Consider the following 25421-nt stretch of genomic DNA (forward strand, 5'->3'; position numbering starts at 1 on the left):
CAGTCCATGACAGATTTCACGATCCCGCCCTTGTCGCCCTATGACGTCGGCCGTACGCCGGCTACGGCCTGTCGCGCCGACCAGCGGTTCTCGTACTGCCTCTATGTGCCGACCTGCGGGGAGGCGGCCGACCGCCGCATCCTGGTGGCCGTCCATGGCACCGAGCGCGGCAACCAGGCGATGCGCGACCTGTTCTCCGACCTGGCCGAGACGCTCAATCTGATCATCCTGGCGCCGCTGTTCCCTTGCGGGATCGACGAGCCCTATGATCGCGACAACTACAAATACATCGAGTATCGCGGCATCCGCTTCGACGAAGTCCTGCTGTCGATGATCGACGAAGTCGCCGCGCGTTATGGCGTCGACGCCCAGCGCTTCTCGCTGTTCGGCTTTTCGGGCGGGGCGCACTTCGTCCACCGCTTCTACTATTTGCATCCCCAGCGGCTCAGCGCCCTGTCGGTGTGCGCGCCGGGATCGCCGACCCTGCTCGACAGCCAGAAACCCTGGTGGGTGGGCGTGGCGGACATGGAGGCGCGCTTTGGCCGTTCGCTGGACCCGCCGGCCCTGCGCGCTGTCCCCGTGCACCTGGCGGTCGGCGACGCCGACACCGACACCTGGGAGATCACCCACAAGCCCGGCGGCGCGCACTGGATGGACGGCGCCAACGCCACGGGCGCGACCCGGGTCGAGCGCCTCAAGACCCTGGAAGCCAGTCTGTCGGCGGCCGGCGTCCAGACGCGGATGGACATCCTGCCCGGCGTGCGCCACCAGCGCGACGCCCTGGCCCAGTCGGCCATCGCCTTCTTCACCCAAACGCTTGGCGCGTCATGCTGAGGCCCAACGCCCTCAAGGCGCGGCTGGCGCGGCGCGAGCCGTCGCTGGGGGCTTGGCTGTTCATGGCCAGCCCGCCTGCCGCCGAGCTGTTATCCCATGTCGGGTTCGACGCCCTGATCGTCGATCTGGAGCACGCACCGGCCGGTCTGGGCGACGCCGTTGATCAACTGCGCGCGACCGGCGACCGGCCTGATGGGCCGACCCTGCTGGCGCGCCTGCCCAGCGTCGAGGCCGCCGTGGTCAAGCCCGTGCTCGACATGGGCGTCGAAGGGCTGTTCGCCCCCGCGCTGGAGAGCGCCGACGAGGTCGAGCGGCTGGTGCGCGCGGCCTACTATCCGCCGCGCGGTTCGCGTGGCCTCCACTACACGGTCTCGCGCGCCGCAGGCTGGGGCGCCGACAGCGCCGCCTATCCCGGCCACGCCGCCGACCAGACCCTGATCGTGGCGATGATCGAGTCCGAAAAGGGCGTCGAGGCCATTCCGGAGATGGCGGCCGTCGATTGCGTCGACATGTTCTTCATCGGTCCGCTGGACCTATCGGCCAGCATCGGCGTGGCGGGGCAGTACGACAGTTCCGCCTTCGTGGAGCTGTGGTCCGAGGCCGAGCGGCGCATCCTTGAGAGCGGCGTCGCCCTGGGCGGGACGATCCTGCCGGGCCAGCCGGCCCAGCGCCTGTTCGAGCGACAATACACCTTCGTGACGGTGGGCGCGGATGCGGGCTTCTTGCGGAGCGCGGCCGTGGCGGCGCTGGATGGCGCCAGGAGATCCGCGCATGACTGATGGCAAGGTGACGCCCGCGCGTCGCGGCGTGCTGGCCGGTCTGGCGGCCATGGCGGGTTTGACCGGGGGCAGGGGACTGGCCCAGGGCCAGGACCTGATCGCGGCCTCGCGGCGTGAGACGGGCCTGCGTGTCTATTCCAACATGGCCGAATATAACTGGCGCGAGATCCTGGAGGGGTTCAAGCGCCGCTATCCTTGGATCCGGGTCGAGACCCTGGACATGGGGCCCACCGAGGCCTTCGAGCGCTACTACGCCGAAACCTCGGCCAGGCGGGCCTCGGCCGACATGATCGTCAGCAGCGCGCCGGACGCCTGGCTGCGCTTCGCCCAGCGCCGCGCGGCGGCCGGCTATCGCAGTCCCGAGGAGCCGCGCCTGCCGGCTTGGAGCCTGCCGCTGCCGGGGGTCTACACCCTGTCGGCCGATCCGATGCTGATGGTCTACAACAAGGCGCTTCTGGACCCGCACCAGGTCCCGACGGGCCTCAATCAGCTGACCGCGCTGGCGGCGGAAAATCCGCGCAAGTTCGCCCATCGCATCACCACCTATGACGCGTCCGCCCACGCCCTGGCCTATGCTGTGCACTGGTCGGCGATCGACCAGAGGAAGCCCGGCGGCTGGGACCTGATGCAGCGCCTGGCGCCCTATGTTCGGGTCGAGACCGGCGGGGCGGCCATGCTCGACAAGGTCACGGCCGGCGAATACCTGGTCGGCTATCACGTCTCGGCCGTGACGGTCCTGCCGCAGATGCTGACCAAAGGCCGCGCCAAGATCGTCGCCTGGACGCTGTGCGCCGACGGCACGCCGGTCGTGCCGCGCGGCATGGCGGTCACGGCCGCCGCGCGCAATCCGACCTCGGCGCGTCTGCTGCTCGACTACCTGCTCTCGCGTGACGGCCAGATCGCCGCCGCCAAGGGTGGGCTGACGCCTTATCGCAGCGACGTGCGCGAGAGCGACGTGCCGTTCCTCACCCATGACGGCGTGATCCGCCGACTGGGCGGTGAGTCCAAGGTGGTCATGGTCGGCTACGACCATCGCATGGTCAGCCAGTACGACGCCTTCGTCGCCCGCTGGAACGGACTGTTCCACAGGCGGCGCCGATGAGCCGCGCGAGCCCCGGAGCCTCCATGCCCGCTTCCGCCAAGCTTCTCGATGGTCTCTCGCCACTGTCGCACGCCTTGCTGATCCAGTGGGCGACGGCGATCGTCACCGTCATCCTGGTCGCCGCGCCCCTCGGCCCGATCCTCTGGCAATCGTTCCTCGACAAGCCGCTGTACGAGACCGGAGCCCTGACCCTGCACAACTATTCGCGGCTGTTCGGCGACCCCGACTTCCACGACGTGCTGGCCAATTCGTTCCAGCTGGCCGCCCTGACGACGGTGGTCGCCTGCGCGGCGGGCGTGGCCTTCGCCCTGTTCATCGAGCGCACCAACCTGCCGGGCCGCCGCTGGCTGCGTCCGCTGGTGCTGTGGCCGATGTACATCTCGCAGCTGGTGACGGCCTTCGCCTGGTACATCATCTACGGCCCGTCGGGTTACATCACCCTGCTGGGCGAGCGCCTGATCGGGGTGCCGCCCTGGGACATGTACTCGATCCCCGGCATGGCCATCATCGCGGGCGTCACCCAGGCGCCGCTGGTCTACCTGTTCTGCTCTAGCTCGGCGCGGATGGCCGACGCCACGCTGGAGGACGCCGGACGCAGCATGAGCGCCGGAGCCTTGCGTGTGCTGTGGTCGATCTCGCTGCCGCTGATGCGTCCGGCGATCATCTACAGCGCCTTGCTGGTGTTCATCGGCTCGCTGGAGATGCTGGCTGTGCCGCTGGTGTTTGGACGCCCCGCCGGCCTGGAGTTCTTCACGACCTTCCTGTTCAGCCGGGGCCTGGGCGCGATCACCCCCGACTATGGCCTGGTTGGCGCGGCGGCGGCCCTGCTGCTGGCCATCGTCTCGGGGCTGCTGGTCCTGCAAGGCCTGTTGCTGAGCAAGGCCGGGCGCTTCGTCACCGTGAAGGGCAAGGCCCAGCGGCCCAAGGTCGCCGATCTGGGCAAGGCCGGCCCGCCGATCGCGGCGGCGCTGTGGCTCTATCTGGTTCTGGCCCTGCTGATCCCGCTGATCGGCATCGTCCTGCGGGCCTTCACCACCTTCCTGACGCCGCTGCTGTCGCCGTTCGAGCTGCTGACCTTCGACAACTTCGCGATCCTGGCCAAGTACCCGGCCTATATCCGCTCGATCACCAACAGCGTCATCATCGCCTTCGTCGGTGGCGTCGGGGCCACGGCCTTCGTGGCCCTGCTGGCCCTGGTCGTGCAGCGCTCCAGCTTCCCGTTCCGGCGGCAGCTGGAATATGTCGCCCTCTATCCGCGCGCCATGCCTGGCGTGGTGGCCGGCATCGGCTTCTTCTGGGCGATGCTGCTGATCCCCGGCGCCAGCCTGCTGCAAGGCACGATCTGGATCCTGATGATCGCCTTCGCCATGCGCGGCATGCCCACGGCCTATGGCGCCATGGCGCCGGCCATGATGCAGATCGGCAAGGAGCTGGACCAGAGCGCGCGGTCGGTCGGCGCCAGCTGGTGGACGGTCTCGACCCGGATCGTTCTGCCGCTGATGAAGCCGGCCCTGTTCTCGGCCTTCACCCTGCTCTTCCTCGGCATGCTCAAGGAGTACGCCTCGGCGGTGTTCCTGTTCGCGCCGGGGGCCGAGATCATCGGCACGACCATGTTGTCGTTCTGGGCCAACGGCAACAGCGGCGCGGTCGCCGCCCTGTCGGTCATCCAGCTTCTCATCACCTTCCTCTTCGTGACGGCCGCGCGCCTCAGCACAAGGACGCACCGCGATGTCTGATGTTTTCGTCGAGAAACTCTCCAAGCGGTTTGGCGACGTCACCGCCCTGCACGACGTCAACCTACATGTGGCGCAGGGTGAGTTCCTGACTCTGCTGGGCCCCTCGGGTTGCGGTAAATCGACGACCCTGTTCGCCATCGCCGGCCTCGACACGCCCTCGGGCGGCGTCATCCGGGTGGGCGGTCAGACCTTCTTCGACGGCGCGGGCAAGGTCGATGTGCCGCCCGAGCGCCGCAACCTGGGCCTCGTCTTCCAGTCCTACGCCCTCTGGCCGCACATGACGGTCGCCCAGAACCTGGCCTTTCCGCTGAAGCTGCGGGGCGTTAGCAAGGCCGAGCAGGCGCCCCGCATCGCCGAGGCCCTGTCGCTGGTCGATATGGGCGAGTACGGCGGGCGCTTTCCGCACGAACTGTCCGGCGGCCAGCAGCAGCGCGTGGCCCTGGCCCGAACCCTGGTCTTCCGGCCAACCCTGCTGCTGCTGGACGAGCCGCTGTCCAACCTGGACGCCAAGCTGCGGATCAAGGCCCGCGGCTGGCTCAAATCATTGCAGCGCCAGCTGGGCCTGACGACGATCTACGTCACCCACGACCAGGAGGAGGCACTGGCGCTGAGCGACCGCATCGCGGTGATGAACAAGGGGCGGATCGTCCAGCTCGACAGCCCCGAGACCATCTATCGGCGACCGACCAACACCTTCGTGGCCGACTTCATCGGGGCCAGCAACTTCCTGCCGGTGCGGCGGACGGGCGCCACTGTGGATGAGATCACGCCGGTCATGACCGAGGCGGGGGTCGCTCTGCGCGCGGTCGCCGCCGCCTCGGCCGGCGCCGACGACGGGATCGTCACGGTCAGGCCCCAGCACATCCGACTTTCGCGGCAGCGTCCGAGCGATCGTGGCCTCAACGTGCTGGCCGGCGCGATCACCGATCGCACCTATCTGGGCGCGCGGCACGCTTACGGCCTGGAGATCAGCGGCCACACCCTGGTCGCCGAGGTCGAGGAGGTGCTCGAGCCGGGACCAGTCTTCGCGGCGTTCGAGCCGCGCGATACCCTGCTGATCGCGCGCTAGGCCCATGCCGACGATCGACCTGGGCGGCACGCGCTATCGGTTCGACGACCTGAAGACCCTGCTGGCGGCCGCGTCGCCGTTTCGATCGGGCGACGCCCTGGCCGGCGTCGCCGCCCCCGACGCCGCGACGCGGGTGGCGGCCCGGCGGGCGCTGGCGGACCTGCCGTTGAAGGCCTTCCTGACCGACGCCATCGTTCCCTACGAGGACGACGAGGTCACCCGGCTGATCATCGACGGGCACGATGCGGCGGCCTTCGCGCCGATCTCCCACCTGACGGTCGGCGATTTCCGCGACTGGCTGCTCAGCGACGCGGCCGACGGCCAGGCCCTGGCGCGGCTGTCGCCGGGCCTGACGCCGGAGATGGTCGCGGGCGTCTGCAAGCTGATGCGCAACCAGGACCTGATCGCGGTCGCGCGCAAGATCCAGGTGGTCACCCGCTTTCGCAACACCCTGGGCCAGGCTGGCACCCTGGCCGTGCGCCTTCAGCCCAACCACCCCACGGACGATCCGGCCGGCGTCGCGGCGATCATCCTCGACGGCCTGCTGATGGGCAGCGGCGACGCGGTGATCGGGGTCAATCCGGCCACCGACAGCGTTGCGGGCGCCACGACCCTGCTGCGGCTGATCGACGACCTGCGCCAGGCCTATGCGATCCCGACCCAAAGCTGCATCCTGACCCACATCACCAATACCATAGCGGCGATCGAGCGCGGCGCGCCGGTGGACCTGGTGTTCCAGTCGATCGCCGGCAGCCAGAAGGCCAACAGCGGCTTTGGCGTCGATCTGGCGGTGCTGCGCGAGGGACGTGAGGCGGCCCTGTCGCTGAACCGCGGGACCGTCGGCCAGGACGTCATGTACTTCGAGACCGGGCAGGGCGCGGCCCTGTCGGCCGACGCCCATCACGGCGCCGACCAGCAGACCATGGAAACCCGGGCCTATGCCGTGGCGCGGGCGTTCTCGCCGCTGCTGGTCAACACCGTGGTCGGCTTCATCGGCCCCGAATATCTCTACGACGGCAAGCAGATCATCCGGGCGGGTCTGGAGGATCACTTCTGTGGCAAGCTGCTGGGCCTGCCGATGGGCGTGGACGTTTGCTACACCAACCATGCCGAGGCCGACCAGGACGACATGGACGACCTGCTGACCCTGCTGGGGGTGGCCGGCGTCAACTTCGTCATCGGAGTGCCCGGCGCCGACGACATCATGCTCAACTATCAGTCCACCAGCTTCCATGACGCGCTCTATCTGCGTCAGGTCCTGAACCTGCGGCCGGCGCCGGAGTTCGCCGCCTGGCTCGACCAGATCGGCCTGCTGGACGCGCGAGGCGGGGTACGTTCAACCGCGTTGGACCAGGTCGGGTCGATCCTGTCGCTGCCGAGGGTGCTGGCGTGACTCCCGCTCCCGGATCCTTGCTCTCCCGCCTGCGCGCCGCCACCGACGCGCGGATCGGCCTGGGGCGGGCGGGCGCGGGCCTGCCGACAGCCGCGATGTTGGCCTTCCAGAGCGATCACGCCCTGGCCCGAGACGCCGTTCACGCGCCGATGGACGCGGCCGCCCTGGCCGGCGCCTTGGCCGGAGAGCCGACCATCGCCGCGTCCAGCTGCGCCGACAGCCGCGCGACCTACCTGCAACGACCCGGCCTGGGACGCTGCCTGGACGCGGGCTCCGTCGAGCGGCTGCGGGCGACGGAGCAAGGCCACGACCTGGTCATCGTCATCGGCGACGGCCTGTCGGCTCGGGCCGTCCAGGCCCATGCGCCCGCCGTCGTCGTGGCGCTGCGCGAGCAACTTGTTGGCTGGCGGATCGCCCCGATCGTCCTGGCCCGGCACGCGCGCGTGGCCCTGGGCGACGAGATCGGCGAGAACCTGGGCGCGGCTATGTCGCTGATGCTGATCGGCGAGCGACCCGGCCTCAGCTCGCCCGACAGCCTGGGCGCCTACCTCACCTGGGGGCCGCGATCAGGGCGAGCCGACAGTGAGCGCAACTGCGTCTCCAACATCCGCCCGCCACGGGGCCTGTCCTACGAGGTCGCCGCCGCCAAGCTCGCCTGGCTGCTGCGTCAGGCTCGCGCCCGCGCCCTGACGGGGGTCGGGCTGAAAGACGATTTCGATCCGGCGCTGGCCGCCGACGTCCCAAACCGCGCCCTGGGGGCCTGAGTCATGTTCACGATCAATCCCATGCCGCCGCAGATCCCCGCCGACCTGATCGCTCTGCTGGAGCAGGTCGAGACCGCCACCCTGGGGCATGTGCTGCACCACGGCTTCGTCGATCCGGCGATCCGCGCGGTGTGGGAGGGGCCGCGCGTGGCGGGTACGGCGGTGACGGTGCGGATTCCGGCCGCGGACTCGACCCTGCTGCACCACGCCGTCAGCACGGCGCGGCCCGGCGATGTGCTGGTGATCGACCGTTGCGGCGACACCCGTCACGCCTGCTGGGGCGGGGTGACCACCAACGCCGCCAGGCTGGCAGGGATCGCCGCCGTGGTGATCGATGGCCCCGCCACCGACTTCGGGGAAATCCGCCGCGCCGAAATGCCGGTCTGGTGCAGAGGCCCCACGCCCCTGACCACCAAGTTCCTCAGCCTGGAGAGCGCGATGAACGCGCCGGTGTCGGTGGGGGGCGTGGCGGTCAATCCCGGCGACGCCATCCTGGCTGATGAAAGCGGTGTCGTGGTGCTCGAGCCCGACCGCGTCGAGGCTCTGGCCCGCCATGCGATACAGATGCAGCAGGATGAACTTGCGGTGCTGGCGCGCCTGAAGGCGGGCGAAGCGCTGGCGGACATTTCGGGCGCCAACCGCCTGATCGCTCAAGCCCTGGCGTCGCGATGAGCGGGACGCTCAATCCGCGCGGTGTGGCGGTGCTCGCGCATCGCTGGGCCGGACTGGTGATCGGGGCGCTCTGGGCGATGCAGGGCCTGACGGGCGCGTTGCTGGTCTTCCAGCCACAGCTCGAACGTCTGGCGCGTCGTCCGTTCTCGACCGCGCGTCTGGCTTCGCTGGACCAGTTGACCGACGCGGCCCAGGCGGCGGCCGGCGCGCCGATCAGTCGACTGGCCCTACCGGATCGCGCGGTCGGCGTCGTCAACGCGGACTATCTCGATGTTGGCGGGAAGCGAAGGTTCGTCCGCCTCGACGCCGAAAGCGCCAAGGTCATCGCGGTGACGGCGAGCGCGCCCGGTGTGGCCGCGCCGGCGACGGGTTGGGGCTGGGTGCGCTCCATCCATGAGCGCGCCTTGTTGAGCCAAGGCGGAGCCGGTCTGATCGCCGCCTCGGGCGCCTTCCTGATCACTGGCGTTCTGATAGGCGCGTGGCTCGGCTGGCCTCGACCGGGCAAGTGGCGTGTCAGCTTCGACGTGGCGCGATGGCGTAATCCGGCCCAGCGCCGATACGGTTGGCATCGCGCGGTCGGTCTCCTCGCCGCAGGTCCCTTGGTGATCATCGCCGGCACGGGCGTCTACATGGCGATCCTTGGCCTCAACCCCTCACGCGCCGTTCCCGCAGTGCTGACCGCGCCGCCGATCGGGCCTCAGAGAGCCTATGAGATCGCTCACGCCCGTTTCCCGGAAGCTGTCTTTTCCAGTCTGCAGTTTCCCGCCCAACCGCGCGGCGTTTACGCCGTGCGGCTGACCCAGCCCACCGAGGCCCGGCGCCGTTCGGGGCGCACCATAGTCGAGGTCGACGCCCGAACGGGCCGCACCGCCAAGATATACGATCCGTTGAACGCGCCGCTCGCCGCGCGACTTTCGGATCTGGTGCTACCGATCCACTATGGCGGCGTGGCGGGTCTGATCGGCATGGTTCTCGTGGCGGCCGCGGGTCTTTCCTTGCCGGCGCTTTATGGCTTGGGTCTATGGATCTGGCTGGTCCGGCGCGGTGTCCTGGGGCGTCGGAACAAGGCTAGGTTTGCGGAAGGCACAACTCCCGAGAATGAGCACCTCGTCCTGAAGATCCTTTTTCTGGACAGATTATAATGTCGGCTTGTGGGGCGGAAGTTGGCGCGAAGCGGACCTAGCGGTTGTCGCCCGGGGGGGATCCACTGTCGGTGCCTTGCCGGCAAGCGGACGTTCGGAGGCGTCGCGTCGGTCGCCGAAGCGCTTTAAGAGGGGCGTGGCGATGGCGACGAGAAAGACAATGAGTCTTGGCAAAACCTCACCGATGAGGGCGAAGGCTTGCCAGCGCCGCCACGGTTTCAGCTGAGCAAAGGCTGGCAGTTCCGCCGCTTGGAGAAATCGATCTGCCAGCCGATGTGTAGAAGGCCGCAACCGTTGTCCTTGTGATGACGGCGCATGTGAAGATCGAGCGCGGCGGCAGTAGGAGGCAGCAGGACCGCCAGCAAAACTTGTGAACACCGCGCTCCCCGCGGCGGCTTAATTTGGCTCAAACTCACTGCTCGCCTTCGGCCGGCGCTGACCACGTTCTTTCCCTTTATCAGCTCGATAATACGGTTCGATTTGAATTGTGAACGCGTAGTTCTCTTGGCTGTCTAACAGGGCGCGCCACCGGCTTCTCCTGAGGTTTTGAGGTTTCTAAGGGCTTGAACGGTAAGGATAAATAGGCGGTTCGAAAGCCTTCTGAACGGCTGCAGCGTATTGCGCTTGCGAAGGTAAGCTTGACCGTAGCTCGCTTGTCTTCGAGATGCTCTGAAGACCAAAGATTCCATGATCCTCCCTCGTTTGAGTGGACACCGAGACGGTCCTACGACGATGGATGATGCAGTACGGGGCGAGGGCGACGGGGTCGGCGCGGCGGCCCCCCACGCAAGCGCCGGCCCCGTCGCCGTCTGATCTGGCCTCAGAGAACGCCCGGCTGCGTCGTGAGAACGACCATCTGCGGATGGAGCGCGACATCCTAAAAAAGCCGCGCTCATCTTCGGAGCGGCCTCCCGATGAAGTTCGGGTTCGTCGATGAGCACCGCGGCGCCTGGCCGGTTCGGATGATGTGTCGGATCCTGGGTCTGTCAGCCAGCGGCGACTACGCCTGGCGCGTCAGGCCCGAGAGCCGGCGGGCGGCGGCCAATCGCGCGCTGATCGAGGACATCCGCCTGATCCATGCCGAGAGCTGCGGGACCTATGGCGCCCCGCGCGTCCATGCCGTCCTGCGCGGCCATGGTCGCCGCGCCGGACTGCGCGGCCCGGCCGCGCTGCCCCGCCGAGGCCGAACGCAGAGCGGCTTAACCCCGTCCACTTTCTCTAGGGAGGATCACAGTTCGTGGAGGCGCGTCAACGTCAGTTCATGGCGCCATCCCGCACACTGCGGATGGGACGTCTCACACAGAAAGCTTCAGGCAAGCTACGGCGGCCATAGGGCTGGGCGTCCTTCCTGGAGCCCAACGTCATGACCAAGTCGTTCTCCGCCGCCCGTCGCCTGGGCTTAATCGCCAGCCTGACCTTGGCATACGCCGCGCCCCACCACGCTCTGGCGAAAGCCCTCCCTGAACGCCCGCTTGAATTGACGCGGGAAGTCGGTCCCCTCGCACACGATCCATGGGAAGGGCTGAACCGAAAGACCTTCAAATTCAATCAGGGCCTCGACCGCGTCCTGATCGGGCCGATCGGACGGGGGTACATGAAGGTGACGCCGCGTGTCGTTCGCGGCCGCGTGTCCTCGTTCGTGGCCAACCTGGCCGAGCCGCGCACCGCCATCAACGATCTGGCCCAGGGCCGCCCGCGCGCGGCCGGCGTGACGGCCTCGCGCTTTCTGATCAACACGACGGTCGGGGGGCTTGGCCTGTTCGACGTCGGCGGCAAGCTGGGCCTGGAAGGCCACCAGGGTGATTTCGGCCAGACCCTGGGACGTTACGGCGCCGGTTCGGGGCGCTATCTGGTCCTGCCGCTGATGGGGCCGACCACCTTGCGAGACGGCGTCGGCCAGTTGGTCGACATGATGACTGATCCCGTCGCCATGGCGACGGCTGGCGGTCCGAAAATGTTCGGCCCCATCCGCTCTGGCGCCACCATGCTCGACGGACGCGCCAACGCCGACGGCTTTCTTCGCGCCCTGGACGACGCGGCGGATCCCTATGCGATGATGCGGTCCGCCTACCTGCAGAATCGAGCGGATATGGTTCGTCAGGCTCGCGGCGGCGCCCAGGTGCTGCCAGACTTCGACGCGGCCAAGATCGAGCCCTGAACGCGCATGACCTATCGCTTCAGTCCTTGGCGCGTTCTCATGGAATGCGCGCTGCCCGCGCCATGGCCGGTCCTCGTCGGCCAGCAGGACGCCGAAGTCTTCGTATCCGAAGTCGTACGGGATCTTTTGCGCATCATGGCTGATGCGACTTTGAGTCCGCCCAGGCGGGCGGCGGCTTTCGCTTCGGCCCTGGGGCGCGTAGCAGACGTCGGACGCGTCACGGATCTGCTCCTGGGCGATCGAGCTTGCCGGCTGACCCCAGCGCGGAGGCAGCGCTTCGCAGCGGCGCTCGCCTCCTATGTCGGGCGCGCCTATGACGGCCGCCTGCGGAGCGGGTCGGCCGAGGATTTCACCCTGCTGGGATCGACCGCTGCCAAGCTTGACGAGGCCGTTGTCCGCTTCACGATCCGGGACGCCCGGGCCTTCGCGCCGATCCAGATGTCCTGGCGCGTCTTGCGATCGGTGGGCGGATGGCGGTTGATCGACCTGGAGTACCGCGGGATTTGGCTGGTCGACGCGCACCGGTCGAGGGGACGCCAGCGCAAGGGGGAAACATGTCGATGCCGCGCCGGGTCTTGATGCGTCTACATCGAACACTGGGCGGCCCGTCGCTGATGCGGATGCTCGTGCCGCTGGTCCTGCTGGCGGTCGCCGCCACGATCCTGTTCGCCATGGCTAACGGCGACACGCCCGAAGAGCACGCCATGTCGCTGTTGCAGCGCATGCGGCCCGCGCGCCTATGGGTTGAGATCACCGATAGCGCGACGGAGATCCTGCTGCTGGTGAGCCTGATGATGGTCGGCGTCTATCTGACCCTGCACATCGGCCTTCGGCCTCTGCGGCGCCTGTCGAGGCTGGCCGGCGACATCGGTCCCGCGACCATAGACGCCCGCCTGCCGGTCGAGAGTGCGCCGCGCGAGGTCGCCCCGCTGGTCGAGGCCTTCAACGCCGCTCTCGATCGGCTGGAGACCGGCTTGCGCGCGCAGCGGGATTTCTCGGCCAACGCCGCCCACGAGCTCCGCACACCGCTGGCGACGCTGCGGGCCCAGGTCGAGAGCCTGCTCGAGCCGGGCGAGCGCCAGGCGGCCAGCGAGGAGTTCGAGCGGCTGGGGCGACTGATCGCCCAGCTCCTCGCATTGGCCGAGGCCGAGGGCGGCGCCTTGGGCGCCGATACGCGCTTCGACCTTGTCGCGCTGTCGCAAGACGTGGCCAGCGATATGGCCAGCTTCATCCTGTCCAGCGGTCGGACGCTCAGCTTCGACAGCGCGGTCCAGGCGCTTTCGCTCGACGGCCAGGTCGGGCTTGTGGAGACGGCTCTGCGCAATCTGCTTGAGAACGCCGTCCGCCATACGCCCCCCGGCGCGGAGATCCTCGTGGCGGTCACCGCCGACGGCGTGGTGCGGGTCAGCGACGATGGGCCCGGCGTGCCGGCCCAGATCCGGGACCGGGTGTTCGAACGCTTCAATCGCGGGAATCCGAGCGGGGCTGGCGCTGGCCTGGGCCTGTCGATCGTGCGCCAGATCATGGAGCGGCACGGCGGCGCGGCGCGGTTGGCTTCCGTCGAGCGCGGCGCGTGTTTCGAGCTCGACTTCCGGCCGCAAGGCCATCGCGGCGATCAGTCGGTCGGACCGGTTCCTGCGGGCGGTAACCGGACGGCCATGTAGCCCAGGCCCCGAAGCGCGCGGATCGTCACGTCGGCGCCCAGCTCGGCCATCTTCCGGCGCACGCGATGGACGTGCACCTGGATGGAGTTGTCGGTGTAGTCCTGGTCCAGGCTGTGCAGGCTGTCGCCCAGCTGAGCCTTAGTCACAACACGGTCGGGATGGCGCAGGAAGCGTTCCAGCACGATGCTTTCGCCCCGCGACAGCGGCAGGCGCGCTTCGCCGACGCAGATCTCCCGCGCGCCCTGGTCGTACTCAATATCGCCGTAGCGCAGGACGTCTGCCGTCAGATCCGGTCGACGTCCCAGCGCGCGCAGACGCGCCACCAGTTCTTCGATGGCGAAGGGCTTGATCAGATAGTCGTCGGCGCCGCGCTCCAGCCCCTGAACCCGCTGGTCGATGCTGCCCAGGGCGGTCAGCATCAGGACCGGCGTGCGCAGGCCGGCGGCGCGGGCCTGGGCCAGGAGGTCCAGCCCGTTTTCGCGACCCAGCATGATGTCGAGGATCACCACGTCGTAGGTCACGCTACGCCAGGCGTGCCAGCCGTCTTCCAGCGTGTCGAAGAGGTCGACCGTGAAGCCGGCCTTGACCAGCGACCGGGTGGTCGCTTCGCCAAGCCGAACATTGTCCTCGATCAGCAGGACGCGCATGGTTGTCAGAAGCTGTACAGGAGGGCGAAGACGAGTTGGCCCTGATTGGCGGAGCCTTCGCGGGCGACTATGGGGCTGTCGGCCGCACTGTCAACGAGCCGGCTATAACCGCCCCGCGCCAGGGCGCTCCAGCGATCGCTGATCTGGTAACGCAGGCTGGCGCCGACATCCACGGACTCAACCCCGGCCTTGGCGGCGTAGGGCGTCAAGCCGCTGGCCGCAGCCTCGGTCGCCGAGACGCCGTAATAGGTGCGCGTGTACTTGCGGTCGGCCCAGGTCGCCGAAGCGTCCACACCCAGGCTCCAGCGGTCGGTCAATTGACGGTCGTAAGCGACCTCGAAGCGCGCCAGCTTGCCTTCGTGGACCTTGCCGGTGTCGGTCAGGGCCTCGATTCCGACCGCCAAGCCGTCCTGCCCGACGTCGAAGCGCTTGCGGATGAACACGCCGGCGTTCACGGCGGCGTCGATCTCGCCCAGACGGCGCACGGTCAGGTTCTTGATGTCATCGTCGCGGCCGCGTTCATAGGCGATCACCGGGCCAGCTTCCAGAAACCCGCCAGGCACGAGATTGACGCGCAGCGAGGGGCCTTCCAGCGCCACGTAATAATCGCCTCGGCCATAGCGCAGGGCGACGAAGGGCAGGGGCTTGAACTCATAGTCCTTTGAGCCCTTGAACTCGGGGCGATAGACGCCGGCCGCGCCCAGGGACAGGCGCAAGCCATCGCCATCCTGGGCGCGCGCGGCGCTGGCCGCCGGAAGGATCAGGCAAAGGGTCAGAAGGGGGAGCTTCATCTTACTCAGGTCCGACAAGTCCGCTTTCGTGCGGCGGTCGGGCTATGCGAGCTCAAGCTTACATGGAGCTTTCAGTCGCACGCTTTGCGCGAGGGGCGGCAGGTCCTCCGTCTTCTAGATCGCTTTTTGGCGCGTCCACAGGCGCCAACGGCGGCGACTACCTCTTGCGGGACGTTGGCCTGTCCCATGAGCGATGCCGATGGAGCCAAGTCACCGTTGGCGTAGTGTCCATTGCGCGGTGTTGGACGCGATGTCGGGCGGTAGATCGATACGCAACGCCCGGCACTGACGCGCCCTGCCAGGGTCAAAGCGCGGCGCGGCGACCACACCGCTCCAAATCGGTTCGCCGTCGCCGCTCCGCGCCAAGACCGATAGCTGGCGTATGGCTGGGGCCGGCCGCCTGCGGCACAGCCAACCTCGTATGGCGTCGCCTTGGTCGGGCCGGCTTTCGATGCGGAGGTCGCTCAAGGTGAACGCGCCGGTCCCAAGATCGCCGACGATTGTTCCGCCGCGCGGCGATGGCGGGGAAATGGCCAGCGCGATGGCGAGGCCGATCACCGCCGTCATCTTGGTTCCTTCTCTTCGGACAACCAGAGTTCGTGGGCGTCCAGAGCCAGACGCAGCAAGGCGGCTTGAGCGGCCGCCCGGGCGGCGACTTCCGCCCGCCGAGCGTCGAACAGTTGTCGGCGAGCGGACAGAAGATCGGTGAGGTCACGCTCCCCCAGCGCGTAGGCGCGCTGGACACGATCGGCGGCCTGGGCGGCGGCGGCGGTCGCTTCGTTCACGCGCGCCCAACCCAAAAGACCGGCGCGGGCCTTGGCCACGTCGTTGCGTCCTTCGGCTTCGACGTCGCGCACCACCATGCGATAGCGCGCTTCGGCCGCGGAAGCCGACGCGGCTTGGCGCTCGGCCGTGGCGGATCGCCCGCCGCTTCCGAACGGAATGCTGAGCGTCAAGCCGGCGCCCGTCTCGCTCCCCCCGCGCTCGTTGAACACTCGAAGGCCGAGGGTGGGATCGGGGCGCTGGTCGAGCTTGGCGCGGCGCGCCAGGGCGGCGGCGCGGTCGGCCAGAGCCTTGGCGATGGTGATCTCGTGACTGCGCGCGACGATGACGGGGATCCAGGCGTCGAGCGGCCGGGTGGGGGCGACGGGCTCGACCAGCACCGGGGCGCGCGCCGGGGCCAGGCCGGGGTAGAGCATGTCCAGCGCCGATCGCGCCGCCTCGGCGCGGCCAAGGGTTTCGGCCAGAGCCGCCTCCGCGCGGGCCAGGGCGGCCTGCGCCAAGTCCAACTCCAGCAGCGAGGCGTCCTTCAACTCGACTCGCCGGAGCAGGGCCGCGACTTCCCGCTCTTCGACCGCTATCTCGTCGCGGTCGACCAGGATGCGCGCCTCGGCCTCCAGCCACTCGATCCACAGGCCCGCCAGACGCAGGGAAGCTTGGTGGCGGGCGTCGTCGACACCGTCGCGGGCGGCCAGGGCGCCGGCCGCGCCGGCGTTCAGGTCCAGGGCGCGCTTGCCGGGAACCCGGATCGCGCGGCTCGCCTGTAGCGACCATTCGGTGTACTGGCCTTCGCCTCGGATACGCCGACGGTCGCTGGAGACGCCCAGCAAGGTCTCATAGGGACCGGCGGCCAAGCCGCGCTGTTCGGCCTCCGCGCCGCGCAGCACGGCCTGGGCTTCTCCGAGTTCGGGCGCGGCCTCCAGCGCCAAAAGGATGTGCGCGTCGCTGGGCAGGAAGTTCGGGCGACTCCAACCGGTGTCGGCGGCGCTCGCCGAGGACGACAGGGCCAGGGCGGCGGCCAGGAGGAGAGGGGCGTTCACGGTCAGGCCTCCAGCACCGCGGCCCCGCGCTCGACGCCGAACCGGCGATAGAGGATGGGCAGCAGGATCAGGGTCAGCAGGGTCGAGGTGATGAGACCGCCGACCACGACGATGGCGAGCGGTCGCTGGATTTCCGAGCCGGGGCCGGTGGCGGTGAGCAGCGGCGCGAGGCCCAGCGCGGTGATGCTGGCGGTCATCAACACCGGGCGCAGGCGTCGGCGGGCGCCCTCGGTGACGGCGGTGGCGACGTCGCGCCCCCGCTGGACCAGCTCGTTGAAGTGCGAGACCAGCACCAGGCCATTGAGAACCGCGATGCCGAGCAGGGCGATCAGGCCCACCGAGGCAGGCACCGACAGATATTCGCCGGAGACCCACAGGGCTACGATACCGCCGATCATCGCGAAGGGGATGTTGGCCAGGATCAACAGCGACTGCCGCGTGGACTTCAGGCTGATGAACAGGACCAGGAAGATCAGGCCCAGCGCCATGGGCACCACGACGCCGAGACGGGCGGCCGCGCGCTTCTGGTTTTCGAACTGACCGCCCCAGGCGATGCGATAGCCCGGCGGCAGGGGCACGTCGCGGGCGACATTGGCCTGGGCTTCCTTGACGAAACCGACCAGGTCGCGGCCTTGGACATAGGCCTGGATGACGGCGAAGCGCGAAGCGTTCTCGCGATCGATCTTCACCGGCCCCTGGCGACGGGCGATGCGGGCGACGTCGCCGGCCCGCAGCACGCCGCCGTCAGGCGTGGCGATCTGGGCCTGTTCGAAGAGCACCGGATCTTCCCGCAGCGCATGCGGGCCGCGCACCAGGATCGGCGTACGCTTGCCAGGCTCGAACACCACGCCGGCCGGCGCGCCCTCCAGCTGAGCGCGGAGTTCTTGTTGCAACGCCTGGGCCGACAGGCCGGCCCGCACGGCCGCGGCGCGGTCGATGTCGAGCTGCAGATAGGTCACGCTGTCGCCCGCGACGGAGTAGACATCGGAAGCCCCCCGGGTCTTCTTCAGCGTTTCCTCGATCCGGCCAGCCAGATCGCCCAGCGTCTGAAGGTCTGGTCCGAAGACCTTGACGGCCAGGTCGCCGCGGCTGCCAGTGAGCATTTCCGAGACCCGCATCTCGATCGGCTGGGTGAAGGTGGCCTCCACCCCCGGGAACTGGGCGGCGACCTTGCGGATCTCCTCGATCAGCCAAGCCTTGTCCTTCTTGCGCCACTCCTTGCGATCGGCCAGGACAAGGAAGCTGTCGGTCTCGTTCAGGCCCATCGGGTCGAGGCCCAGCTCGTCGGAGCCGACACGGGCGACGATCCGCTTCACTTCAGGCGTCTTCGCAAGGATCGCGCGCTGCACGGCCATGTCCTGCCTGGCGCTGGTCTCGAGGTTGATCGAGGGCAGCTTGGCCAGCTGCATCAGGATCGCGCCCTCATCCATGGTCGGCATGAAGCTCTTGCCGATCAGGACATAGGCGATCGCCGCCAGGACCATGCCGCCGCCCGCCGCCGCGAAGACGGGCTTTGGGCGGGCGAGGGCGCGGGCCAGCTGCCGCTCGTAGAACGGACCGATCCTGCGCATGATCCAGGACTCTTTGTGCGGGTGGGCCTTCAAGAGCAGCGAGGCCAGGACCGGAATCACCGTGAACGACAGCAGGAGCGACGAGCCCAGGGCGAAGACGATCGTCAGGGCCACCGGCGCGAACAGCTTGCCCTCCAGGCCCTGCAGACTGAGCAACGGCAGGAAGACCAAGCAGATGATCAGCACGCCCGAGGTGACCGGCGCGGCGACCTCGGCGACGGCCTCGTAGATCACATGCAGACGTCGCGAGCCGGTGAGGCTGGGATTGTCGAGCCGCTCTACGGTGTTCTCGACCACGACGACGGCGGCGTCGACCAGCATGCCGATAGCGATGGCCAGGCCGCCCAGGCTCATCAGATTGGCCGAAAGGCCGAAGGTCCGCATCAGCAGGAAAGTGGTCAGCGCCGCCAGCGGCAGGGTCACCGCCACGACCGTCGCGGCCCGCAGGTCGCCGAGGAACAGGAGCAGAAGGATCACCACCAAGACGGTGGCCTCGACCAGGGCCTCGTTGACCGTTCCGGTTGCGCGTTCGATCAGGTCGGAGCGATTGTAAAACGGATGGATCTTCACGCCGTGCGGCAGTGAAGGCTGGATTTCCGCCAGGCGCGCCTCGACCGCCTTGACCACGGCCTTGGCGTCTGCGCCGCGCAGGGCGATGACGATGGCCTCGGCTGCCTCGCCCCGGCCGTCCTGGGTGACGGCGCCATAGCGGGTCAGGGCCCCTTCGCTGACCTCGGCCAGATCGCCAAGCCGCACCGTCCCGCCGCCCGGCAATGGCACGGCCGTGTCGCGCAGATCATCGAGACTGGTGATCGCGCCGGCTACGCGTACGACGAGGGCTTCCTCGCCCTCGCCAAGCCGTCCAGAACCATCGTTGCGGTTGGAGGCGGGGATCGCGTCGACGATCGCCTGGGCGGTCAGACCGGAGGCGGCCAGGGCGGCGGGATCGGGCGAGACCTCGAAGGTCCTGGCGTGACCGCCCAACACATTGACGTCAGCGACACCGGGCAGGCCGCGCAGGGCCGGACGAATGGTCCAGTCCAGCAGGGTCCGCTTCTGTTCGAGCGTCAGCCCTTCGCCTTCCAGGGTGAACATGAAGATGTCGGACAGGGGCGTGGAAATCGGCGATAGGCCGCCACTGACGCCAGCGGGTAGGGCGCCCATGGCGTTGGACAGGCGTTCGGCCGTCTGCTGGCGGGCCCAGTAGACGTCCGTGCCGGGTGCGAAGTCGATCGTCAGGTCGGCGATGGCGTACTTGGCCGTCGACCGCAGCATGGCCTGCTTGGGGATGCCCAGCAGCTCCATCTCCAGCGGCGTGATGACCTGGCTCTCGACCTCCTCGGGCGTCATGCCCGGCGCCTTCAGGATGATCTTGACCTGGGTGGGCGAGATGTCGGGAAAGGCGTCGACGGGCAATTTCAGGAATGCGTTGATCCCCAGGCCGACCAGGGCGATCGCCAGTATGGCGGCCAGCAGGCGCTGCGAGAGCGCGAAGGCGATGAGTTTACGCATCCTACCGCCCCAGCGCCGACTTCAACTGCGACGCGCCCGAGGCCGCGACGCGCGCGCCGTTTGGAAGTCCGGTTACGACCGCTTCGGCGCCCGCCGCGCCCACCACCCCGACCGATCGCGCTTCATAGCCGGCGCCGGTCTTGACGAAGACGCGCGCGCCGGCGCTGTCTCGCACCAGCGCGCTGCGCGGAATGGCCTGAGCGCCGGCCGGCGCGGGACTCAAGAGCGTGATGCTGACGGTCTGGCCGGGCGTCAGGCTAGCGGTCGAAGCCAGCTCCGCCCGTAAGGGCAGGGACCGGGTCCTCGGGTCGATGCTGGCGCCCAGGGCGACGATGCGACCGGCGGTGTCGCCGACCCGCACCGGATAGCCGACCTTCAGCTTGCGGGCGATCTCGGGCGAGACCCGCGCCTCGACCCAAAGGCGGTCGGCGCGATCCAGCGTCACGGCGGGGGCCATGGCCTCCAGGCCGCCACCGGGCTGGGCGGTGATGGCGGCCACGCGTCCGGCGGCGGGCGCGCGTAGGACGTATTCGCCGCCGGCCGTGCCGGCGCCGGATAAAAGACGGCGACGCTCATTGACCATGGCTCGAGCCTGGGCGAGGCGGGCCTGGGCTTCCTCGGCGCGAGCGCCGGCGATCACGCCTTCGCTCGCGAGCTGCTGGAGCCGACGTGCGGCCGCCTCGGCGGCCCGAAGTTGGGCTTGGCTCTGGACGAGTTCGGAGGACACCGACAGCGCCTCGCGGCTGAACAGGGTCGCCAGCGCCGCGCCCGCCTTGACGGACTGGCCCTCGAGCACGTGGACTCGCACCACCGTGCCGGCGAACGGCGCGGCCACCACGCGGCGGTCGTTCAACGGCGGGGTGACCGCGCCGGGCAGGGCGGCCAAGGGCGCGCCCGACGCCGGCTTGGCGGTGGCCAGGACAATGCCCATGGCCTTTTCCTGCGCCACGCTCAAGGTCAAGAGGGCCGCGGCGAGCGCCGGCGTGGTCGAGAAGGCGAGGGCGAGCGCGGCGGCGAGCATGGGGCGGGCGGGGGGCATCGGTTCCTCGGGAGGCTTGAACCGGCCCCTGATGCTCCGTCAGTCTGAAGCCCGCCTGAAGCGAAGCTGAAACGAACCTGACAGCGCCTAGTCAGGTTCGTTTCAGCTGCCGATGCTATTGAGCGTCGCAAGCCAAGGGAGTCGCGCCATTCGCGTCCTGCTCGTCGAGGATGATCCCGAAATCGCCCGCCGCCTCGCCGCGGCGTTGGCGCAGGCGAGCTTCGTCGTTGAGCACGCCGGCGATGGCGAGACCGGCTTGCTCTTGGGCCAGACCAACGACTTCGATGCGGTGGTGCTGGATCTTGGCTTGCCGCGCCTGTCGGGCCTGGAAGTGTTAAAACAATGGCGCTGCGAAGGCCGCGACATGCCGGTGCTGGTGCTGACGGCCCGTGACGCCTGGACCGACCGCGTCAATGGCCTCAACGCCGGCGCCGACGACTATCTGGGCAAGCCGTTCCAGAACGCCGAGGTCGTCGCGCGTCTTCGAGCCTTGACGCGGCGCTCGGCGGGGCGCTCGTCGCCGGTGATGCGACGCGGTGACATCGTGCTGGATCCCGAGGCGGGAACCGTCCAGCGGGGCGACCAGGCCGTCGAGCTGACCGCCCGCGAGCTGAAGGTGCTGGCCTATCTGATGCACCGCGCCGGCCGCGTCGTGTCGCAAGGCGAACTGATCGATCACGTCTACAGTCTGGACGAGACGCGGGAGTCGAATACGATCGAGGTCTATGTTGCGCGTTTGCGCAAGAAGCTGGGCAAGGATGCGATCCGCACCATTCGGGGTCTGGGATACAAGTTCTCCTGATGCGCCGGCTCTGGACCAGTTTTCGAACCCGTCTGATCGTTGGCGCCGCCCTCTGGATCATCGCGGGTCTTACCGTCAGCGGCTTCCTGCTCTCCGAGCTCTTCAAGGCGCATGTGACCCAGCAGTTCGACGACGAACTGCACGGCCACGCCGCCGAACTGGCGGTCCTGGTCGGGGTCGCGCCCGACGGCAAGCTCTTCCTGCACCGCCGGCTGAGCGACCCTCGGTTTCTGCCCAAGGAATCTGGCTTCTACTGGCGGGTCGAGGCTCCGGGTGGTCAGGCGATTGCGTCGCCATCGCTGGCTGGACGCACCTTGCCTTTGACGGGACCGCCACCGGACACCGGCGTCGAACGACATGTCTTTGTCGCCGGACCCTCGGGGCGCCTGCGTTTGGTCGAACGTTCGGTCGCCGCGGCGCACGGGCCTCCGTTACGCTTGGGCATTGGCGTTGATCAGCGTCTTCTCGACGAGGTCTTGGGACGTTTCAACTGGACCCTCTTCCTGTCGTTGGCGATCGTCGCGTCTGGCCTGATCGTCGCGGCGATGCTGCAGGTTTGGTTTGGCCTGCGTCCACTCACCCGCATGCGGCACGCGCTGTCGGCGGTCCGAATGGGCCAGGCCAGCCGCCTGCCCGAGGACCTTCCCAGCGAAGTGCGCCCGCTGGCGAAGGATCTCAACGCGCTGCTGGAAGGCAATCTGGAAATGCTGCGCCGCGCGCGCACCCAGGCGGGCAATCTGGCCCACGCGCTCAAGACGCCGCTGGCCATTTTGACGGACGAGGCCGAACGCCTGGCCGCCGCCGGTCAGCGGGAGGCCGCCGATGTCATCGAACTGCAGTGCGAGCGGATGCGACGCCAGATCGATTATCAGATCGCACGCGCCCGGGCCGCGGCGCTCAAGCGATCACCCGGGCTGGCCGCCGACATTCGGACCACCCTGGAACCGGTCATGGCCGCCATGTCGCGCCTGCACGGACGAAGGGATGTTGCGTTCAGCGTCGGCTATGACGCCGAAGCGCGTGTCGCCGTCGACGCTCAGGACCTTGGAGAGATTCTCGGCAACGTGCTCGACAACGCCGGCAAGTGGGCCAGAACGCGCGTGGACGTCTCCGTGCGTCGCCACGGCGACAGCGCCGAGATCATTGTCGACGATGATGGTCCCGGCTTGCCGCCCGAGAGCTATGAGCACGTCTTCGGCCTGGGGGAACGGCTCGACGAGCACATCGCGGGGCACGGCCTGGGTCTGTCGATCGTCCGCGACCTTGTGGGTCTCTATGGAGGACATGTCGCCCTGGACGCCGCGCCGCTCGGCGGACTGCGCTTGATCCTTACCCTACCGGCCATCGACGCCTAGGCCTTGACCGGCGTCGGTCCGCGCTCAAGGGCTGCGTGCCGCGTGTGCGATATCCCGCCATCTGTGAGATTTGGTGGTCAAAGTCCTGGACTTTGTCATCAAAGTTGCAAGATGGTTTGGTTGAGCGGCGGTGGATTGGGAGAATTTGATTTGGCCACGGGCGGCGGATTGGACCGCATCGACCGGCGCATTCTGGAGATCGTCCAGGAAGACGCCTCGCTGACCGTCAACGAACTGGCCGAGGCGGTCTCCCTCTCCCAGAACGCCTGCTGGCGGCGCCTCAAGCGGCTCGAGGACGAAGGCTATATCCTCAAACGGGTGGCGCTGGTCGATCCCGTAAAGCTCGGCTCGGCGATGGTGGTCTTCGTCACCGTCCGCGCCGCCGAACACAGCGACGAGTGGCTGGCCGCGTTCGCCGGCGCGGTGCGCACCATTCCCGAAGTGGTGGAGTTCTATCGGATGAGCGGCGAGGTCGACTATCTGCTCAAGCTTCGCGTCAAGGACATCGCCGCCTATGACGGCGTCTACCGGCGCCTGATCAAGGCCGTGCGTCTGCTCGATATCAGCTCGGCCTTCGCCATGGAGGAAATGAAGTTCACCACCTCGGTGCCGATCGCGCTCTGACGGACTTGTCGTTTGAGGGGGCTCGACGTCGCCCTCAAAAAAAGTTGTCCGACCTTGAGTTTTCCGATGGGGCGGCGACAGCGGGCTGCGTCTTAGAGAACTAGCGCCGGGGCGCCGGTTGAACGAGCAGCGAGCACAGAGCGATGGCGAACAAACACTATGGCCGGGCGTGGCGGGTGGCGGCCGCGGTTTCGGCCTCGGTTCTGGCCTTGCAGGCGGCCCAGGCGGCTGAGCGGCCCGCGGCGGCGATCGCCATCGTCGGGGCGACGGTCTTCGACGCGACGGGCGCCGCGCCCCGCAAGGCCACGGTCATCATCCGCGATGGGCGCATCGCCGAGGTCGGGCCGACCGTCAAGGTTCCGCGCGGGGCCCGTGTGATCGACGCCAAGGGCGAGGCCCTCCTGCCGGGCTTCTTCGATCTCCACACCCATTGGACCGGTGGCGGCGTTCCAGCGACCACCCCGCAGATCGCCACGGCTTACGTCTCGGCCGGGGTGACCACGGTCAATGACTTCAACGCCGCGCCGGAGTCGTTCGCGCCCCGCCGCCAGTGGCTCTCGACCCTGGTCGCGCCGCACGTCAATTTCGCCGCGCGCGTCAGCACCCCTGGCGGTCACGGCGCCGACTGGGCCGATACGGCCACCACCAAATGGGTCAACACCCCCGAGGCGGCCCGGGCCGCGATTCAGTCCCTGGCGCCTTACAAGCCCGACCTGATCAAGGCCTTCACCGACGGCTGGCGCTATGGCGCCTCGCCCGACAACACCAGCATGGACGGCTGGACGCTGAGCGCGCTGGTCGAAGAAGCCCATAAGGCCAATCTGAAGGTCTTCACCCACACCGTGACCGTCGAGCGCGGGGCGGTAGCGGGGCGCGCGGGCGTCGACGTCATCACCCACAGCCTGCAGGATCGCTTGCTCGACGACGAGGCGCTGGCGGCGATCAAGGCCGGCGGCACGGCCGACACTCCGACCCTGGCGGTTTATGAGCCGGTCAAGCCCGGCGGACCGGCGCGCGATCCGGCCGACCCGAAGAACCGCCAGAGCTTTCGCAAGTTTGACTACGCCCTAGCCAACGCCAAGCGCCTCCACGACGCGGGAGTGAGCCTTGGCCTGGGCACGGACGCGGGCATGCCTGGCGCTCCGCACGGCCAAGCCACCCTGCACGAAATGGAACTGCTGGTTCGTGCGGGCCTTACCCCCAGCCAAGCCCTCGTCGCCGGCACCGCCGCCAGCGCCAAGCTGATGAACCTGCAGGCTGATCGCGGCACCATCGAGCCGGGCAAGCGCGCCGATCTGGTGCTGATCAAGGGCGAGCCCTGGACGAACATCGCCGACGTGCGCAAGACCGACCGCGTCCTGATCGACGGCAAGCTCGTCTTTGGCCCAGGCGCTCCGCCGATGAGCGCCAACGCCGCCACCAGCATGCCAGCCATCCCGGCCAAGGCCCTGATCGACGACTTCGAGCGCGCCGATGGCCGCTCGAGCCTGGACACCCTGCGCACCGACGATCCCGACGGCGGCATGGATCGCTCCGTCGAAATCAGCCAGGTTATCTCGCGAGGCTCGCAAGGACGCGCACTGTCGATCGCTGCGCGCATGGCGATGAAGGCCAAGCCCAGCGCCGGGGTGATCATCCCCTTGACCCGCGGTTCCATCCAGCCGGTCGACGCCAACGCCTTCAAGGGCGTGCGCTTCGAGGCGCGCGGCGACGGTGTCTACGCGTTAGGCGTCACCACCGTCTCCGGGCGCTGGTCCGCGCCGTTCGAGGCCGGGGCGGACTGGCGCGTTGTCGAGATACCGTTCTCGGCCCTCAAGGTCGCGCGCGGCGCGGACGGGTGGACTGGGACCAACCTGACCGAGGTTGAGTTCATGGGCGCGCGCAAGGGCGGCGAGAAGCTCTGGATCGAGATCGACAACGTCAGCTTCTACTGACGCGCGGCGACGA

22 protein-coding genes and 1 pseudogene are annotated in these 25421 nt (G+C 68.5%); 17 read left to right on the forward strand and 6 right to left on the reverse strand.

Translation table 11 applies throughout. The annotated features are described in order from the left end of the window. Positions 1-30: 30 nt before the first annotated feature. The 13 genes and pseudogenes from EIK80_RS17170 (at position 31) to EIK80_RS17230 (ending at position 13313) form a co-directional block, all read left to right on the forward strand. Positions 31-834, forward strand: coding sequence for a hypothetical protein (locus EIK80_RS17170; protein ID WP_199743523.1), 804 nt, complete (start codon positions 31-33; stop codon positions 832-834). Beyond that, positions 828-1613, forward strand: coding sequence for an HpcH/HpaI aldolase/citrate lyase family protein (locus EIK80_RS17175; protein WP_125158218.1), 786 nt, complete (start codon positions 828-830; stop codon positions 1611-1613). The genes EIK80_RS17170 and EIK80_RS17175 overlap by 7 nt, the downstream gene beginning before the upstream one ends. Then, entirely contained in the window at positions 1606-2715 is a 1110-nt protein-coding gene (locus tag EIK80_RS17180) for an ABC transporter substrate-binding protein (RefSeq protein ID WP_158624721.1), read from the forward strand. The genes EIK80_RS17175 and EIK80_RS17180 overlap by 8 nt, the downstream gene beginning before the upstream one ends. 23 nt (positions 2716-2738) lie before the next feature. Then, positions 2739-4451: an iron ABC transporter permease gene (locus tag EIK80_RS17185; protein WP_125158220.1), complete on the forward strand. Its 1713-nt coding sequence runs from the start codon at positions 2739-2741 to the stop codon at positions 4449-4451. Beyond that, on the forward strand, positions 4444-5520 hold the full coding sequence (locus EIK80_RS17190; RefSeq protein WP_125158221.1) for an ABC transporter ATP-binding protein: 1077 nt from the start codon (positions 4444-4446) through the stop codon (positions 5518-5520). Before EIK80_RS17185 ends, EIK80_RS17190 begins: the two co-directional genes overlap by 8 nt. 4 nt (positions 5521-5524) lie before the next feature. After that, positions 5525-6913, forward strand: coding sequence for an ethanolamine ammonia-lyase subunit EutB (locus EIK80_RS17195; protein WP_125158222.1), 1389 nt, complete (start codon positions 5525-5527; stop codon positions 6911-6913). Then, positions 6910-7677: an ethanolamine ammonia-lyase subunit EutC gene (gene eutC, locus EIK80_RS17200; RefSeq protein ID WP_125158223.1), complete on the forward strand. Its 768-nt coding sequence runs from the start codon at positions 6910-6912 to the stop codon at positions 7675-7677. The genes EIK80_RS17195 and eutC overlap by 4 nt, the downstream gene beginning before the upstream one ends. 3 nt (positions 7678-7680) lie before the next feature. Beyond that, on the forward strand, positions 7681-8349 hold the full coding sequence (locus EIK80_RS17205; protein ID WP_125158224.1) for an RraA family protein: 669 nt from the start codon (positions 7681-7683) through the stop codon (positions 8347-8349). Further along, positions 8346-9491, forward strand: a complete 1146-nt coding sequence (locus tag EIK80_RS17210; protein ID WP_125158225.1) for a PepSY domain-containing protein — start codon at positions 8346-8348, stop codon at positions 9489-9491. The genes EIK80_RS17205 and EIK80_RS17210 overlap by 4 nt, the downstream gene beginning before the upstream one ends. A gap of 715 nt (positions 9492-10206) precedes the next feature. After that, a pseudogene (locus EIK80_RS17215) lies at positions 10207-10681 on the forward strand (IS3 family transposase); the annotation flags it as partial. A gap of 173 nt (positions 10682-10854) precedes the next feature. Continuing rightward, positions 10855-11649 carry a VacJ family lipoprotein gene (locus tag EIK80_RS17220; RefSeq protein ID WP_125158226.1) on the forward strand — a complete coding sequence of 265 codons (795 nt, stop codon included), beginning with the start codon at positions 10855-10857 and terminating at the stop codon, positions 11647-11649. A gap of 6 nt (positions 11650-11655) precedes the next feature. Next, the gene (locus EIK80_RS17225) at positions 11656-12228 is read left to right on the forward strand and encodes a phospholipid-binding protein MlaC (RefSeq protein WP_125158227.1); all 573 of its coding nucleotides are present in this window, start codon (positions 11656-11658) and stop codon (positions 12226-12228) included. Next, entirely contained in the window at positions 12204-13313 is a 1110-nt protein-coding gene (locus tag EIK80_RS17230; RefSeq protein ID WP_158624722.1) for a sensor histidine kinase KdpD, read from the forward strand. Before EIK80_RS17225 ends, EIK80_RS17230 begins: the two co-directional genes overlap by 25 nt. Here the strand turns inward: EIK80_RS17230 and EIK80_RS17235 are convergent. The 6 genes from EIK80_RS17235 to EIK80_RS17260 form a co-directional block, all read right to left on the reverse strand. Then, positions 13265-13960 (reverse strand): response regulator transcription factor, encoded by a 696-nt coding sequence (locus tag EIK80_RS17235; protein ID WP_125158229.1) that lies wholly within the window; start codon positions 13958-13960, stop codon positions 13265-13267. The two genes, EIK80_RS17230 and EIK80_RS17235, sit on opposite strands and share 49 nt — an antisense overlap. Before the next feature lie 5 nt (positions 13961-13965). Further along, entirely contained in the window at positions 13966-14751 is a 786-nt protein-coding gene (locus tag EIK80_RS17240) for a MipA/OmpV family protein (protein WP_125158230.1), read from the reverse strand. A gap of 210 nt (positions 14752-14961) precedes the next feature. Beyond that, positions 14962-15318, reverse strand: a complete 357-nt coding sequence (locus EIK80_RS17245; RefSeq protein WP_125158231.1) for a hypothetical protein — start codon at positions 15316-15318, stop codon at positions 14962-14964. Next, the gene (locus EIK80_RS17250) at positions 15315-16571 is read right to left on the reverse strand and encodes a TolC family protein (protein WP_158624723.1); all 1257 of its coding nucleotides are present in this window, start codon (positions 16569-16571) and stop codon (positions 15315-15317) included. The genes EIK80_RS17245 and EIK80_RS17250 overlap by 4 nt, the downstream gene beginning before the upstream one ends. 2 nt (positions 16572-16573) lie before the next feature. Beyond that, on the reverse strand, positions 16574-19654 hold the full coding sequence (locus EIK80_RS17255; protein WP_125158233.1) for an efflux RND transporter permease subunit: 3081 nt from the start codon (positions 19652-19654) through the stop codon (positions 16574-16576). 1 nt (position 19655) lies between these two features. Further along, positions 19656-20693, reverse strand: coding sequence for an efflux RND transporter periplasmic adaptor subunit (locus tag EIK80_RS17260; protein WP_125158234.1), 1038 nt, complete (start codon positions 20691-20693; stop codon positions 19656-19658). Positions 20694-20841: 148 nt separating this feature from the next. Between EIK80_RS17260 and EIK80_RS17265 the strand changes: the two genes are divergently transcribed. The 4 genes from EIK80_RS17265 (at position 20842) to EIK80_RS17280 (ending at position 25408) form a co-directional block, all read left to right on the forward strand. Further along, complete coding sequence (locus tag EIK80_RS17265; RefSeq protein WP_125158292.1) at positions 20842-21495, forward strand: response regulator transcription factor; 654 nt, start codon at positions 20842-20844, stop codon at positions 21493-21495. Continuing rightward, a complete protein-coding gene (locus tag EIK80_RS17270; RefSeq protein WP_125158235.1) occupies positions 21495-22850 on the forward strand; it encodes a HAMP domain-containing sensor histidine kinase in 1356 nt (451 codons plus the stop codon). Before EIK80_RS17265 ends, EIK80_RS17270 begins: the two co-directional genes overlap by 1 nt. A gap of 150 nt (positions 22851-23000) precedes the next feature. Then, on the forward strand, positions 23001-23474 hold the full coding sequence (locus EIK80_RS17275) for an Lrp/AsnC family transcriptional regulator (RefSeq protein ID WP_233586759.1): 474 nt from the start codon (positions 23001-23003) through the stop codon (positions 23472-23474). Between the two features lie 143 nt (positions 23475-23617). Continuing rightward, the gene (locus EIK80_RS17280) at positions 23618-25408 is read left to right on the forward strand and encodes an amidohydrolase family protein (protein ID WP_125158237.1); all 1791 of its coding nucleotides are present in this window, start codon (positions 23618-23620) and stop codon (positions 25406-25408) included. The last annotated feature ends 13 nt before the right edge of the window (positions 25409-25421 follow it).

Origin of the sequence: Caulobacter sp. 602-1 (genome assembly GCF_003931565.1) — a bacterium.
GTDB lineage: Bacteria > Pseudomonadota > Alphaproteobacteria > Caulobacterales > Caulobacteraceae > Caulobacter.

Excerpts from the sequence above, each read along its gene's own strand:
- EIK80_RS17175 (WP_125158218.1), top strand. The coding sequence starts at position 828 with ATGCTGAGGCCCAACGCCCTCAAGGCGCGGCTGGCGCGGCGCGAGCCG.
- EIK80_RS17180 (WP_158624721.1), top strand. The coding sequence starts at position 1,606 with ATGACTGATGGCAAGGTGACGCCCGCGCGTCGCGGCGTGCTGGCCGGT.
- EIK80_RS17185 (WP_125158220.1), top strand. The coding sequence starts at position 2,739 with ATGCCCGCTTCCGCCAAGCTTCTCGATGGTCTCTCGCCACTGTCGCAC.
- EIK80_RS17190 (WP_125158221.1), top strand. The coding sequence starts at position 4,444 with ATGTCTGATGTTTTCGTCGAGAAACTCTCCAAGCGGTTTGGCGACGTC.
- EIK80_RS17195 (WP_125158222.1), top strand. The coding sequence starts at position 5,525 with ATGCCGACGATCGACCTGGGCGGCACGCGCTATCGGTTCGACGACCTG.
- EIK80_RS17205 (WP_125158224.1), top strand. The coding sequence starts at position 7,681 with ATGTTCACGATCAATCCCATGCCGCCGCAGATCCCCGCCGACCTGATC.
- EIK80_RS17210 (WP_125158225.1), top strand. The coding sequence starts at position 8,346 with ATGAGCGGGACGCTCAATCCGCGCGGTGTGGCGGTGCTCGCGCATCGC.
- EIK80_RS17220 (WP_125158226.1), top strand. The coding sequence starts at position 10,855 with ATGACCAAGTCGTTCTCCGCCGCCCGTCGCCTGGGCTTAATCGCCAGC.
- EIK80_RS17225 (WP_125158227.1), top strand. The coding sequence starts at position 11,656 with ATGACCTATCGCTTCAGTCCTTGGCGCGTTCTCATGGAATGCGCGCTG.
- EIK80_RS17230 (WP_158624722.1), top strand. The coding sequence starts at position 12,204 with ATGTCGATGCCGCGCCGGGTCTTGATGCGTCTACATCGAACACTGGGC.
- EIK80_RS17235 (WP_125158229.1), bottom strand. The coding sequence starts at position 13,960 with ATGCGCGTCCTGCTGATCGAGGACAATGTTCGGCTTGGCGAAGCGACC.
- EIK80_RS17240 (WP_125158230.1), bottom strand. The coding sequence starts at position 14,751 with ATGAAGCTCCCCCTTCTGACCCTTTGCCTGATCCTTCCGGCGGCCAGC.
- EIK80_RS17245 (WP_125158231.1), bottom strand. The coding sequence starts at position 15,318 with ATGACGGCGGTGATCGGCCTCGCCATCGCGCTGGCCATTTCCCCGCCA.
- EIK80_RS17255 (WP_125158233.1), bottom strand. The coding sequence starts at position 19,654 with ATGCGTAAACTCATCGCCTTCGCGCTCTCGCAGCGCCTGCTGGCCGCC.
- EIK80_RS17260 (WP_125158234.1), bottom strand. The coding sequence starts at position 20,693 with ATGCCCCCCGCCCGCCCCATGCTCGCCGCCGCGCTCGCCCTCGCCTTC.
- EIK80_RS17270 (WP_125158235.1), top strand. The coding sequence starts at position 21,495 with ATGCGCCGGCTCTGGACCAGTTTTCGAACCCGTCTGATCGTTGGCGCC.
- EIK80_RS17280 (WP_125158237.1), top strand. The coding sequence starts at position 23,618 with ATGGCGAACAAACACTATGGCCGGGCGTGGCGGGTGGCGGCCGCGGTT.